This window comes from Desulfobacter sp., assembly GCA_028768525.1.
Lineage (GTDB): Bacteria > Desulfobacterota > Desulfobacteria > Desulfobacterales > Desulfobacteraceae > Desulfobacter.
On the sequence record CP054837.1, the window covers coordinates 5696600 to 5708856 of the forward strand.

A 12257-nucleotide genomic window follows, 5' to 3' on the forward strand; every position below is an offset into this window, starting at 1 on the left:
GGCTGGAGATCAATTAAAAAATGACAAAAGATGGGATAGCGGAGTCCGGGTTAACACAAGAATGACTGGTTTAGTAAAAATATGGGGATGGCCAAAAGGCTTCGGGGCCTGGCCGCCATTGACAGGTAACGCTGGGGGAGATCCGGCTGCGGACAGCTTGCCGCCGGAATAAGTGCAAAAAGGTTGGCCCGCACCTGATCCGTCGGGGTGCCGGCAGTCTGTACGGGGAGGGCGCAGGTATTTTCCTCACAGCAATGCTGTCCGGCATGGCGGCCCGGGGCGGTGTGCAATGCGGGTGCTCCGGTTCCGCCAGGGGAGGCCTGCAGGCAGCAGGATGTGGATAACCCGTGGGCTGCCGTCAGGGGGCAGATCCCGCCGGCACAAAACAGGCTGCCCAGGCACAGCCATTGAAGCATCAGAACCGCGGCCAGCAGCTTGACGGGACCGTGGGAAAATCTGTTTATTGTGCGCCCGGTGGTCATCGTCATTACATCTTTAACAGGGATTTGGCCTTAACCGACAGTTTTTCCCGGAAAATCTTGGAGTTGTGCCGGATATCCACGGGGAAATCAGGTTCGATGAAAATATGCTCAATTCCCTGGGTGAGGGGATTGGATTTGGCCAGTTCCCGAAGTTCCCGGATAAAGGCTTTGGTATCCCTGATTTTTTCAGCAGGCTCAATGAACACCACCGGAATCTGGCTGATTCTGGGGCCGACCCCTGCCAGTGCACTGCGGAATACCCTGGGGTGGTTGTTGAAAATGGCTTCCACCGGGATGGTGTACAGGGCATCCTTGCCCGTTTCGACCCTATGGGCTTTCCTGCCGCAGAACCAGATTCTTCCCTTGGAATCCCTCCATGCCAGGTCGCCCATGCGGTGCCAGAATTTACCGTCGGGGTCGGGGATCTTGGCCAGGAGGTCGGCTTCCCGGTTGTTGAAATAATGGGCCGTGGCCAGTTCTGTCTTGACAATGATCTCACCAACCTGGTTTTCCGGCACTTCCAGGGACTCCCGGAACTGGGTGATGGGATCGTCGCTGATTTTGATGATTTTGATGGCGGTGTCGCAGATGGGCCGGCCTACGCACATGCCGAAACCCTGTTCCGACAGCTTTTTGGTTTCCGACAGGATTTCATGGGAGCCGATGGAGATGATGGGCACGGCCTCTGTGGCCCCGTAGGGGGTGTGGATTTGGGTGTTTTCCGAAAGCATGGTGGAAAACTGCTCGATGTTGGCCGGGCTCACCGGGGCACCCGCCGAAACCACCCGCCTCAGGGAGGGCAGCTTCACCCCGTGTTCCTTTCCGTAGCTGCCCACCCGGTTGAGCAGGGCAGGGGAGGCGAACATATTGGTGACCCCCTGGTTTTCAATGGCCTCGATGATTTTGGTGGGGTCCACACAGGCCGGTTTGGTCGGATCCATATCCGGAATCACGGCGGTCATGCCCAGGGCCGGATCAAAGAGGGCAAAGAGCGGGAAGGTGGGCAGGTCCACCTCATCGGGGCCGACCTGGAAATGGGCCTGGATCTGGCGGATCTGGGCCTCAAAATTGCCGTGGGTGTAGACCACCCCCTTGGCCGGGCCCGTGGAACCGGTGGTAAATGCAATGGCTGCGGTTTCGTCCCAGGTGGTCTGGGCACGGTGGAAGGGCTCGTCCCGGCCGGCAGCCAGGAGCTGGTCCAGGGTGTATCCGCCCCAGAACCACCGTTTGCCCACGGTGATCCAGTGTTTTACGGTCTTAAAATATCCGGGGCGCAGGGTTCTGAGCACATGGGCCTTTTCTATGCCGATAAAGGCCTTGGGACGGCTCTGCTGAAGGCATTGCAGCATCCGGTCCAGGCCCATGCCCGGATCCACGGCAACGGGCACGGCCCCTACCTTGAACATGGCAAATACGGTGAGAAAAAATTCCATGCCCGGGTTGACCATCAAAATGGTGCGCATGCCCCGGGAAATCCCCATGCTTTCCAGGCCGTAGGCCAGGGCATCGGACTGTTTATCCAGCTGGGCAAAGGTCAGGTGGCTGTACATGACCCTGCCGGCCCTGTCCCGGCCGGCGGGATAGACCACGGCCCGCTTATAGGGGTATTTTTCGGCGGAGGCTGTCAGCCCCAGTGAAATATTGCTGTAACGTGTCATTGGAAGATCTTTTTAATTTTGTAAATGGTGCCGCCGACCCATCCTTCCGGGGGCTTGGGGGCATTTTCTTTGAGTACGGCAGTCAATTCCTGCGCTGTCTTCAGGGCATCCCGGGCCGAGTCGGCCAGTTCTTCTGATTTGGCCTTAATCTGCTCCCGGCCTCTGGCCTGATTGACCTGGTAAAGGACATAGGCCTCTTTTACCGGCTTTTCAAGCTTGGTAAAGGCTTTAGATAGCGTATTTTTACCTTTTACCCAAACTTTTTTTTGGCCCTCGGCAATTTTCTTCTGGTCGGGATACTTGGCCGCCACCGCCTCAATGCGCTTTATTTCGGCTTCAAATAGATCCATCTCCGAATTGTATACCGCCATGGCATCGTAAAGGTCGGGGAAATGCTGAAAGGAAAAGGCCATCATTTCTTCGGGCAGCTGAACATGTGCCATGGGCACCGGCCTGTAGATCCGGGTGCCCGGGGGCGGGGCGGCAAAATATTTTGCATAGACAAAATATCCGGCACCGCCGAAGGCCGCCAGCACCAGAACGATGAAAATCCATTTTTTTATCCCCCCGCCTTTTTTTTTCTTTTTGGGGGCGGGCGTGGAGGCGGCCTCCTTGCCGTCGGTCTTTTCGGGAGCAGCAGCCTCCCCGGATGGTTCAGGATCGGTCTTTTTTTTCTTTTTCAGAAATCCGAGCATGGGCAGATCCTAACATATCCCTGTGCGTCTTTGTCCTTACTTAAGTGACAGGAAGGATTGAATAAGCGCCAGGGTCTCACGGGGTTTGTCTTCAAACAGATAGTGTCCGGCATCCTCAAATACATGGGCCCGGGCTTCGGGAAACCTGCGCCTGAATTCATTGAGAAAGTGGACGTCAAATACAAAATCCCGGGTGCCCCAGAGAAATAGAAGTTGTCTGGGATCCAGCCGGTGGAGGTTTTTACCCACCCGGTCCACGATGCCGTAACTTTTGTCTTTACAGGTTATCGGTATGTCCTGGACAAATTTTAAGGTGGCAATGCGGTTCTTCCAGGAATTGTAGGGGGCGGTGAGCCCCTTTTTGACCTGGGGGGAAAGGGGGGTCTGTGATCCCATTCCCCAGGCCGCGCCCCTGGAAAAGGAGTTTCCCCCCAGCACTGCGGGGACGGCAAACCATTTCAGGTATTTGATCAGCCCCAGGCGTATGGGAAACTGTTTGGACCGGGGCAGAAGAAAGCCCGAGGTGTTGGTGATGATAATTTTATCAATGCGGTCCAGGTGGTCCAGGGCCCAGGCCAGACCGATCATCCCCCCCCAGTCGTGGACAATCAGGGATATTTTGCCCTCTGGGCAGATCCGGTCCACCAGACGGGTCAGGTCGGCCACCCGGCTGGCCAGGGTATAATCGTATTCATGGGCGCCGGGCTTGTCGGAAAATCCGCAGCCGATGTGGTCGGGGACAATGGCCCGGTGGGTGTTGGACAGGGCGGTGACCAGGTTCCTAAAGTAAAAGGACCAGGTGGGGTTGCCGTGGACCATGAGCACGGGGCTGCCTTCCCCCTCATCCAGGTAATGGAGCTTGTGCCCGTCGATGTCCAGATATTTTCCCTCAAAGGGATAGAGATCCTCAAATCCCCGGGTGGATGTCCGTTTATTGTTGATGATCCGGCTTACCATTCCACCCCCATGAAATAGCAGTTGAGGCCGGAGCCCACCCCGAGGAAGGCCACAAGGTCTCCGGGATCCATGAATCCCCGTTCGTCGGCTATGGCCGCGGTAATGGGAAGGGCCACAGAACCGGTGTTGCCCAGGAAGGGAAAGGTGGTGAAATCCTTTTGCCGGTCCAGCCCCATGGTGGAGTAGAACCGCTGGTGGTGCCCTTCCCCCACCTGGTGGGCGATGAACTTATCCGGTTTGTCCGCCGGGATATCCAGTTCCTTTCTGAACATCGCATAGGTGGCCACGGCCAGTTCCGTGCCGTTGTCCAGCACCTCCTGGGCGTGGGTCCGCATGACCACCTTGGCGTCGGTGGGCATGCCGCTGGCTTCAAATCCCCAGTGGCACAGCCCGAAGTGCTGGATGCTGTTTCGCAGCACCCCGCCCAGGACCCGGTGCCGCCGGGTGTCTGGCCGGCCAAGGCTTCCGTCGGTGAGCAGGATGGCGGCGGCGCCGGAACCGCCGGTCATGGTGGCAATGGTCTCCTTGTAGAAATCGATATTTTTGCGGGTGTTGATCTCTTCAATGGTGGCGTCCACGATCTGCCGGGCCGTTTCACAGGAGACAACCAGGCCGGCCCGTATATTGCCCAGCTGGATTTCGTTGGCCACCTGTACCATGCCGGTGACCATGCCCAGGCAGGCGGATTTTACGTCATAGACCATGGCCGTGGGGCCGACCCCAAGTTCGCTGGCCACGGCACAGGCCGTTGCCGGTTCAAATCCGTCCTGGCCCACCCCGCAGAAAACCACCGCTCCCACATCCTCCGGAAGGATATCGGCTTCTTCCAGTGCCCTGCGGCCGGCCACGGCCGCATGTTCGGCCAGGGTATGGTCTTCGTTCCAGTACCGCCTCTCCTTTATGCCGGTGAGCATTTCAAGCTGCCCCGGGGCAAAGCCCATAGCGTTGTAAAAGGGGGCCAGCTTTTCTTCAATATCCTGGCTGGTGACAATGTGGGGCGCCAGCTCGTATCCGAACGATTCGATAAATACCTTGGTGTACTTCATTGGTCCCTATTCAATGATCTTATTGTTTCCAAAAGGCCTGGATGTCCTCGGCGGTCACCCCGGCCAGCTTCATTCCCATATTTTTATACAAAACGATTTCCAGGTCGTCGGAGAACATGTGGGCGTCGGCAATAACGTAGGGTTCAGGCCCGTACCCCATCTCCTTGATCTCTATGTCGTACCTGGCTTTTCGGGTCTCCCGGGTCACCGGGCCCCGGCATTTCAGGTCGCTTTCATTTTCCGGCAGCACGTCGAAGTGGGCCGCCTCATCCGGCGATATCCATCCCATGCGCAGGAAAAAGATCCGCAGGGCATGGGCGCAGCATTCGTACATGAGCGTTCCGGGCATGACCATGTCATCCACAAAATGGCAGGTCAGAAACCAGTCATCCGGGTGGATGTCCGCCTCGGCAATGATCCGCCCCAAACCGTAGCGGCCGCCGGCAGGATCCAGGTCCAGCACCCGGTGAATCAGGGTCATCCGTTCCCCTGGCAGCCATTGGTTCCGGCCGGGGATTTTTTCCCTGAACGCCGGTCCGAAGGCAGTTTCAAGGTCTCCCCGGCGGAGGGCGTCCACCTGCGCGTCGTGGTAGGCTTCCCTGGCCAGGGGGGCCGGGGGCGTCACGGTTCTGACAGCGGGCATGGGCTCCCGTTCCTCCGGTTTCAATATGATGCCGCCGGAGTTTTTTACCTCCGCTTCAGTAAAGAAGCCGGCGCATCCGTCCCGCATGGAAATCAGCGGCAGCCCGTTAATATACCCCTTGTAGTGGAAAAAGAAAAGGTAGATGTCCCCCTGCCGGAGGAACCGGTCGATTTCAATGTGGTATTCAATGGTTTCCCCGGGCCGGGGCAGGCTGCGGTGAAAGGTGACCTTGGCATCCAGAAGACGGTATTTCCGGGTCCCCTTGACCAAATGGTCTATGCCCAGCCATGCGCAGAGGAAAAGATCCGCCTGGCCCGCCTCAATGGAGATGGAGACCGGGGCACTGCCACCGTCCAGGTACCAGGCACCGGGCAGGACATCGTGCTGGGTCACGATTTTTCCCGAGGTCATGGAGAGCATCTCTCCCTCTATTTCCATGATCCGGTCCACCAGCATCAGGGGCGCGTCGGGCAGACGGACCCGCACCGGATAGGTGTCGATGATTTCAAAGGCCGGTCCCAGCACATTCCCGGCCTTTCCAACCGCATATTCCAGGCATTGGTCCCTGTCCAGGAAGACGGGCCGGGGGGGCATGCCTGCATTCGCCATGGGGGCTGGGCTCCCTGTATCCGCCTGGGGGGCATCGTCCATGCAACGGGCAATGGCACCCAGTTGCCTGGCCATTTCATCCAGGTTCCGGCTTGAGAGTTCAAGAAACTGCTCATGGGCCCGGGTGGCCGCCTCATGGCTGTGGGCCAGAATAGCAGGCAATCCTGAAAGCGTTTCGGGATCAGCCGCGACCCGTTTTCTTTGTTCCGGAGGGGTTTCTTCCCGGATGTGTTGTAACAGGTCCGGGGCCAGGGGGGGCGGTGATACCGGCACCTTGCCCCGGGCATCAGATGGGTTCCCGGGATCAGTTAAGGTTTTTTGGCGGCCCTCGGCAGGCGGGGCCGAGAGGATCAGGTGGGCACAGGCGCCGTCCGGGGTAAGGGTGCCCACGGCGGCCTGGTTCCTTTTTCGGCGGTTCAGGGTCAGGCAGGCGGCAATGGTTGAAAACAGCCCTGAGGCGGCGCCGGTGCCGCCCATGGCTGCTGCCTGGCAGAACCGTTCAGCGTTCACTCCGGATGCTGTGATCCCCTCATCTTCCGTCCTGCCCATGGGATGGGCCTGGGTATACAATGTGGCGGCCAGGTCTATGTCGCCTTGGGCTGTTCCGGCATCTGCCATTGCCCGGGTCAGGGAGGCGGCGTACTGGCCCGGTCCATCGCCCGAGGCCGCGCCGGTTCCTGTCACCACACCGTAGATCCTGTCACCGTCCGCCAGGGCCCGGTCCAGGCGTTTGAGTACCACGGCGCAAGCCCCCTCCGAGGGCAGGATGCCCGGATCCATGGGAGAGAGTCCCAGGTTTTTTGTGACGCTGCGGATGTCGCCTGCCATATCCACGGCCCCGCAAAGGAAAATATCCGTTTCTCCGGCGGATAGGGAGCGGCAGCCGATTTCAACGGCACGGATGCCGGAAGTTTCGCCTCCGGAGAGGGTAAAGCAGGGGCCGCCCAGCTTAAAGGACCTGGCCAGACGCGAGGCCACGATGCCCCCCAGGGCGCCCAGGGTCCGGTCGAAGTTCAGACCGGGGCCCAGGCGGTCCAGCACCGCATCGGGTTGGCGGTGGAGGTGCCAGCGCAGATAAAAATCCGTGGCCCCGAAATCAAAATCAATTCCCACGGCGCCCCCCATGGTGTGCCGCAGGGGCTCGGAACGGTCCGGCCGGGGAGAGATGCCGGCATCAATCAGCGCTTCCTTGGCCGCTTTGAGCATGGCCAGATGCTGGGGCAGGATATCTCCCAGCTGGTTGGGGGGGATCTGAAATTCCCCCAGATCCATGGCGATTTCATTCATGTACAGGGCCGGCGCCTGCTGCTGTTCGGCGGTAAGGTGGTCGGACCGCCGCCAGCGGCTGCCGGCCGGGGCGGGGATGGGTTTTTGTGTTCCAGATAGCACCTGTGCAAGCCGGGGCAGATTGTCTGCCGCTCCGCACAGGGCGCCCATGCCGATGATGGCGCAGGGAACGGTTTTTGGCTTGGGCATGTCCGGTATGGGATGGACCGTGCGCCGGCGCCCCCATTCCTCCACCAGGATATGGGCGTTGATCCCCCCGAATCCAAAGGCTGAAATGCCTGCCCGGCGGGCTTCTGACCTGCCCGGATTTTCCCATGGCGCCGGTTCTGACTGGACGTTGATGCCCGTCCCCCTTGCCGGGCTGCCTTCAGGAAGATCGGTAAAATTCAGTGAGGGGGGGAGGGTCTGGCGGTCCATGGCCAAAAGGGTTTTGATCAATCCTGCGGCGCCGGCTGCGGTGAGCAGGTGTCCCACCGTGGACTTCACCGACCCGATGGCCAGCGGGGCCCGGGTGCATCCGAAATGGTCGCCCAGGGCTCTGATGCTGGATAATTCCACCTGGTCCCCCTTTGCTGTGCCGGAGCCGTGGCATTCCATGTACTGGATATCCGCCGGGGACCACCCGGCCATTTCATAGGCCGCAGCCATGGCCCGGACCTGGCCGTCTGAAGCCGGCGCCACCAGGTTGCCCTCAATGTCGTTGGATACCCCCCAGCCCTGTATCACCCCGTGGATGGTGTCCTTGTCTGCCACGGCATCCTCCAGCCGTTTGAGAACCACAAGGCCGGTCCCTTCGCCCACCACCAGGCCGTCGGCGGTTTTATCAAAGGGGGCGCATCTTCCTGTGGGGGACAGGGCCTGGAGCTGGGTAAATCCTACCTGGGTGTATAGGGCGTCGGGCCGGGAGACCCCTCCGGCCACTACGGCGTCGGCCCTGTGGTGGATAAGCGCCTCGCAGGCCAGCTTGACGGCGAACAGGGAGGAGGCACAGGCGGCATCCAGGGTATAGGCGCCGCCTTCAAGTCCAAGTGCCGCAGCCAGGATATTGGCGGGGGTACCCACCATGGCCGCGGCCATGGCGTCTGTCCTGGACAGGGGGGCGGGGCGGGCCGCACAGAAAATTTCCCTTGTGAGCCGGTCTGCGCCGGGGGTGGGCAGGGCAATGGCTGCCAGGACCACGGCGGTTTTTTTTCTGGTCTCCGGGCTGAGGCAGCCGTTGGCCATGAGTTTCCGGCCGGCGGATAGGACCAGCTGGTGAACCGGGTCCAGGCCGGCCAGCAGGTCGGCCGGTGCGCTGAAACCGTGGGGATCAAAGCTGAAATCCGTTATCAGTCCGGCCCGGTCCGATGCCGCCCGGTCCGGAACCGGCCCGCCATGGGCGGTCATGGCGGATACCGGCGCCGGCCAACGGTGGTCCGGCACCGGTATCACGGCGCTCTTTTTTTCCAGGACATTGGTGATAAACCGGTCTGCCGTGTCAGCGCCCGGAAAAATACCGGAGATGGATACGACTGCGATGTGTGGCATTTTTATATGAAGTGGGTTCATGGTTAAATTCATTGGCCTCATATAAGGCAGAGCACCGCCCCATTGCAAGGCAGCAGTGTAAAATTTGTGTAAAATTCAGTAAATGCAACCATAAGCAGCAGGGGCTATGGCCGGATATGACGGGCAAAGGGGGCGTTCGGACGCCGGTGCCCGGGCCTATCCGAAAAGGATGAGGCCGACGCCTTCCACCACCGCCCGGAGGATGAAAAAGAGGGTGGCCAGGCCGAGGCCTGAGGCAAGGAGTTTATCTGCTGCATTTTCCCGTCGCCGGTCATTGTATCCCAGGACCATGGCCAGGACAACACCGGCTGCCAGGCCGCCGCCGTGCCCCCAGTTGTTGATGTTGGGGATGAGAAAGCCGATGATTACCAGGCTGAAAATCCAGGCTTTGGTCTGCCCGAAAACCTGGCCGGCCCAGGTGCCCCCCCGGGTTTTCCCGAAAAAGAGCAGTGCCCCGATGAGGCCGCAAAGCCCTGCCGAGGCGCCGATGGTCAGGGGCACCCGACCCAGGTAGGAAAGGTAAAAACCCGCTGCCCCGGTGAGGGTGTAAATGGAAAACATCCTGGCCGCTCCGAATTCATGGATGACCAGGGGGGCCACGTTGCGCAGGGCGATCATGTTGAAAATGATGTGCAACAGGCTGCCGTGGAGCCAGTTGGCCGTCAGCAGGGTCCACCAGGCCTGGTAATGGTCTATGGGGATGGTGCCCGACGCCCCCAGGAAGGTCAGTGCTTCAATGGAGGGGGAAAGGGCATTGAGCGGATTCAGGGTCAGGCCCAGTCCGGCACCGGAAAAAACAAGGGAGATCAGGTATAGAATCCCGTTGACCCATATAATACTGTTGATGAATGTTCGCGGGGGAATGGCTGGCATGTTGCTGCGGAAATATCCGTCCTGAATCCTAGTGGATGGTAATGTCTTTAATTTTAACTGCGGCCAGGTATTCCTTGACCGCCCCCAGGGTCAGGGTGAACATTTTGGTGCCGGTGAGGATGGCCATGGGGTCCCCGGGGCTGCCGCAGACGGCGGCAAAGGCCGGCCCCATGACTGCCGTGGGTTCGGACGCCCCGTCCTGGTTTTCCTGCATCTGTCCCACAAAGGTGTCCAACCGTTCCCTGAGGATGTTGAAATAATCGATTTTAGTGCCCGTGGTGGTTTCGGTGAGGGTGGAGATATTCTCTGAAATTTCCCGGATCATTTCCCAGTAGGTTTCGGTGAGGGGGGCCTTGTGTTTGTCCGTGGCCGCCATGTAAAAGGCAATCCCCCAGCCCACGCTGAGAATTTTCAATATACCCAGCTCATATTCCAGGGTGGTCATATTCAGGTCGTTTTCCCCGGGCAGGGCGGCCATGAGTTCCTTGAGGTCGGTGCGGTCAATGGCAAAGCTGGCCAGGTTCCGGGCCAGATCCTCAACAGAAAGCTTGCCGGTGGCGGCTGTATTGTTTGTCGGTTTATCCATGGGTAATGTTTTACCTTTAACTCCTATACAATTTGCTGTATTCTTTTACATTAAACCCTTTTACATTGGGACAAGCGCCCGCCAATAGATAACAGCCTGAAGGGAAAGTGTAAACCCAATAATGAACCGCATCGACCTTAAACTCTTTGTCACCCTGGCCCAATACCACCCCGGAGAAGGGCGGCTCGAGATTGAAAACGGAACCACCGTCGCCGATTTAATCAAAAACTGCGGCATTCCCGAAGAAGAGGTGAAATTGATTTTCATCAACGGCAGAAAAGCGGGGGCCGGGGATGTGATCCGGGACGGCGACCGGGTGGGGCTCTTCCCGCCGGTGGGAGGGGGGTAACCCATGGCCTGGGACTCGAAAATGCCTGGCCCTGAAGAATCTTCGGCCCAGCCGGAAGGGCCTGAAAAGAAATTTCCACAGCGGTATGCCCGCAATTTTGAGACCCTCAGCCGGGGGGACCAGGAAAAACTTGGGAAGAGCCGGGTGGCTGTGCTGGGCCTGGGAGGCCTGGGGGGCGGGGTCTGTGAACTGCTGGCCCGGACCGGGGTTGGGGAACTTGTCCTTATTGACGGCGATGTATTTGATGCCAGCAATCTGAACCGGCAGTTCCTGAGCCGGGAAAACAATATCGGCCAGGGCAAGGCCCAGGAGGCCGGAAAACGGGTGCAGGCAATCAATTCGGAGGTTGATGTGACAATCTGCCCGGTTTTTGCCGATCCCGCCAATATAAGCGAAATGATCCGGGGGGCGGACCTGGCCGTTGACTGCCTGGATACCATCCGGGCCAGGTTTACCCTTCAGGATGCGGCCCGGGATCTGGGGATTCCCCTGGTTTCAGGGGCCATTGCCGGTGTGACCGGCCAGGTCACGGTGATATACCCCGGCGATCCCGGATTTGAGCTGATTTACGGGGAGGTGCCGGATCTCCGCAAAGACAGGGGAATCGAAACCCAAACCGGCAACCTTTCCTTCTGCGCCCATTTTATTGCATCCCTCCAGGCCAGTGAGGCGGTAAAAGTGCTTACCGGTAAAGGAGAGGTGCTGAGGAACAAGCTGCTCATTGCAGAATTATGGACCAACACGATGGAGGTCATGGATCTGATATGAACGAATACCGCAGGGCCGCTGAACTCATGGTCAACGCAAGGCATTGCACGGCGTTTACCGGTGCCGGCATTTCCGTTGAAAGTGGCATTCCGCCCTTCAGGGGGGAAGGGGGCTTATGGAACAAATACGATCCTGTGACTTTTGACATTTCTTATTTCATGGAAAATACCGCAGGCGCCTGGGTGGCCATCCGGGACATATTTTATGAGCTTTTCGGCCGGGTGCTGCCCAATGCCGCCCATTATGCCCTGGCCGAGCTTGAGGCAAGGGAAGTGGTCAAGGAGGTGATCACCCAGAATGTGGACAATCTTCACAGGGATGCCGGCAGCCACATTGTGCATGAATTCCACGGTTCCCTCAAACAGATCCTTTGCCTGGACTGCGGTTCCCGGGTGCCGGTGACGGATGTGGATATGAACTGCCTGCCCCCGCCCTGTGCCGCCTGCGGAGGGATCTTAAAGCCGGATGTGATCTTTTTCGGGGAACCCATTCCCGAACTGGCCGCCGCCCGCTCCTTTGAGGCGGCAGAAAAGACCGACTGCATGGTGCTCATCGGCACCACCGGCACAGTGGCCCCGGCCAATATGATTCCCCCGCGGGCCAAGGCAACCAATGCCGCGATTATTGAAATCAATCCCGTCCCCTCGGAGTATACCCGGAACGTGACGGATATTTTTCTTCAGGATAAAGCCACCTCAGCCATGGAGCGGCTGATGGACGAAATTGATGCCTTAATTGCCTGACAAGGATGAGGAG

General features: G+C 59.1%; 11 protein-coding genes. 3 read left to right on the forward strand and 8 right to left on the reverse strand.

The features are described 5' to 3' along the window. Positions 1-50: 50 nt before the first annotated feature. The 8 genes from HUN04_25155 to HUN04_25190 form a co-directional block, all read right to left on the reverse strand. The gene (locus HUN04_25155; GenBank protein ID WDP92832.1) at positions 51-488 is read right to left on the reverse strand and encodes a hypothetical protein; all 438 of its coding nucleotides are present in this window, start codon (positions 486-488) and stop codon (positions 51-53) included. Then, the gene (locus tag HUN04_25160; protein ID WDP92833.1) at positions 488-2140 is read right to left on the reverse strand and encodes an AMP-binding protein; all 1653 of its coding nucleotides are present in this window, start codon (positions 2138-2140) and stop codon (positions 488-490) included. The genes HUN04_25155 and HUN04_25160 overlap by 1 nt, the downstream gene beginning before the upstream one ends. Then, positions 2137-2835, reverse strand: a complete 699-nt coding sequence (locus HUN04_25165) for a hypothetical protein (protein ID WDP92834.1) — start codon at positions 2833-2835, stop codon at positions 2137-2139. Before HUN04_25165 ends, HUN04_25160 begins: the two co-directional genes overlap by 4 nt. A gap of 36 nt (positions 2836-2871) precedes the next feature. Next, entirely contained in the window at positions 2872-3792 is a 921-nt protein-coding gene (locus tag HUN04_25170; protein WDP92835.1) for an alpha/beta fold hydrolase, read from the reverse strand. Then, on the reverse strand, positions 3786-4838 hold the full coding sequence (locus HUN04_25175; protein WDP92836.1) for a 3-oxoacyl-ACP synthase III: 1053 nt from the start codon (positions 4836-4838) through the stop codon (positions 3786-3788). The genes HUN04_25170 and HUN04_25175 overlap by 7 nt, the downstream gene beginning before the upstream one ends. Positions 4839-4857: 19 nt before the next feature. After that, the gene (locus tag HUN04_25180; protein WDP92837.1) at positions 4858-8925 is read right to left on the reverse strand and encodes a beta-ketoacyl synthase; all 4068 of its coding nucleotides are present in this window, start codon (positions 8923-8925) and stop codon (positions 4858-4860) included. A gap of 156 nt (positions 8926-9081) precedes the next feature. Next, complete coding sequence (locus tag HUN04_25185) at positions 9082-9798, reverse strand: rhomboid family intramembrane serine protease (GenBank protein WDP92838.1); 717 nt, start codon at positions 9796-9798, stop codon at positions 9082-9084. A 28-nt stretch (positions 9799-9826) separates the two neighbouring features. Continuing rightward, entirely contained in the window at positions 9827-10384 is a 558-nt protein-coding gene (locus HUN04_25190) for a hypothetical protein (protein ID WDP92839.1), read from the reverse strand. A 121-nt stretch (positions 10385-10505) separates the two neighbouring features. On the opposite strand from HUN04_25190, the gene HUN04_25195 reads away from it, so the two are divergent. From HUN04_25195 to HUN04_25205, 3 genes are read left to right on the forward strand one after another with little or no spacing between them, the layout of a single operon-like run. Beyond that, entirely contained in the window at positions 10506-10733 is a 228-nt protein-coding gene (locus HUN04_25195; GenBank protein WDP92840.1) for a MoaD/ThiS family protein, read from the forward strand. A gap of 21 nt (positions 10734-10754) precedes the next feature. Further along, on the forward strand, positions 10755-11501 hold the full coding sequence (locus HUN04_25200) for a HesA/MoeB/ThiF family protein (GenBank protein WDP93406.1): 747 nt from the start codon (positions 10755-10757) through the stop codon (positions 11499-11501). Next, positions 11498-12244: an NAD-dependent deacylase gene (locus tag HUN04_25205; protein WDP92841.1), complete on the forward strand. Its 747-nt coding sequence runs from the start codon at positions 11498-11500 to the stop codon at positions 12242-12244. Before HUN04_25200 ends, HUN04_25205 begins: the two co-directional genes overlap by 4 nt. Positions 12245-12257: the final 13 nt, after the last annotated feature.

What these genes read in the sequence shown, in the direction of transcription:
- HUN04_25155 (WDP92832.1), bottom strand. Translation starts at nt 488, where the DNA reads ATGACGATGACCACCGGGCGCACAATAAACAGATTTTCCCACGGTCCC.
- HUN04_25160 (WDP92833.1), bottom strand. Translation starts at nt 2,140, where the DNA reads ATGACACGTTACAGCAATATTTCACTGGGGCTGACAGCCTCCGCCGAA.
- HUN04_25165 (WDP92834.1), bottom strand. Translation starts at nt 2,835, where the DNA reads ATGCTCGGATTTCTGAAAAAGAAAAAAAAGACCGATCCTGAACCATCC.
- HUN04_25170 (WDP92835.1), bottom strand. Translation starts at nt 3,792, where the DNA reads ATGGTAAGCCGGATCATCAACAATAAACGGACATCCACCCGGGGATTT.
- HUN04_25175 (WDP92836.1), bottom strand. Translation starts at nt 4,838, where the DNA reads ATGAAGTACACCAAGGTATTTATCGAATCGTTCGGATACGAGCTGGCG.
- HUN04_25180 (WDP92837.1), bottom strand. Translation starts at nt 8,925, where the DNA reads ATGAACCCACTTCATATAAAAATGCCACACATCGCAGTCGTATCCATC.
- HUN04_25185 (WDP92838.1), bottom strand. Translation starts at nt 9,798, where the DNA reads ATGCCAGCCATTCCCCCGCGAACATTCATCAACAGTATTATATGGGTC.
- HUN04_25190 (WDP92839.1), bottom strand. Translation starts at nt 10,384, where the DNA reads ATGGATAAACCGACAAACAATACAGCCGCCACCGGCAAGCTTTCTGTT.
- HUN04_25195 (WDP92840.1), top strand. Translation starts at nt 10,506, where the DNA reads ATGAACCGCATCGACCTTAAACTCTTTGTCACCCTGGCCCAATACCAC.
- HUN04_25200 (WDP93406.1), top strand. Translation starts at nt 10,755, where the DNA reads ATGCCTGGCCCTGAAGAATCTTCGGCCCAGCCGGAAGGGCCTGAAAAG.
- HUN04_25205 (WDP92841.1), top strand. Translation starts at nt 11,498, where the DNA reads ATGAACGAATACCGCAGGGCCGCTGAACTCATGGTCAACGCAAGGCAT.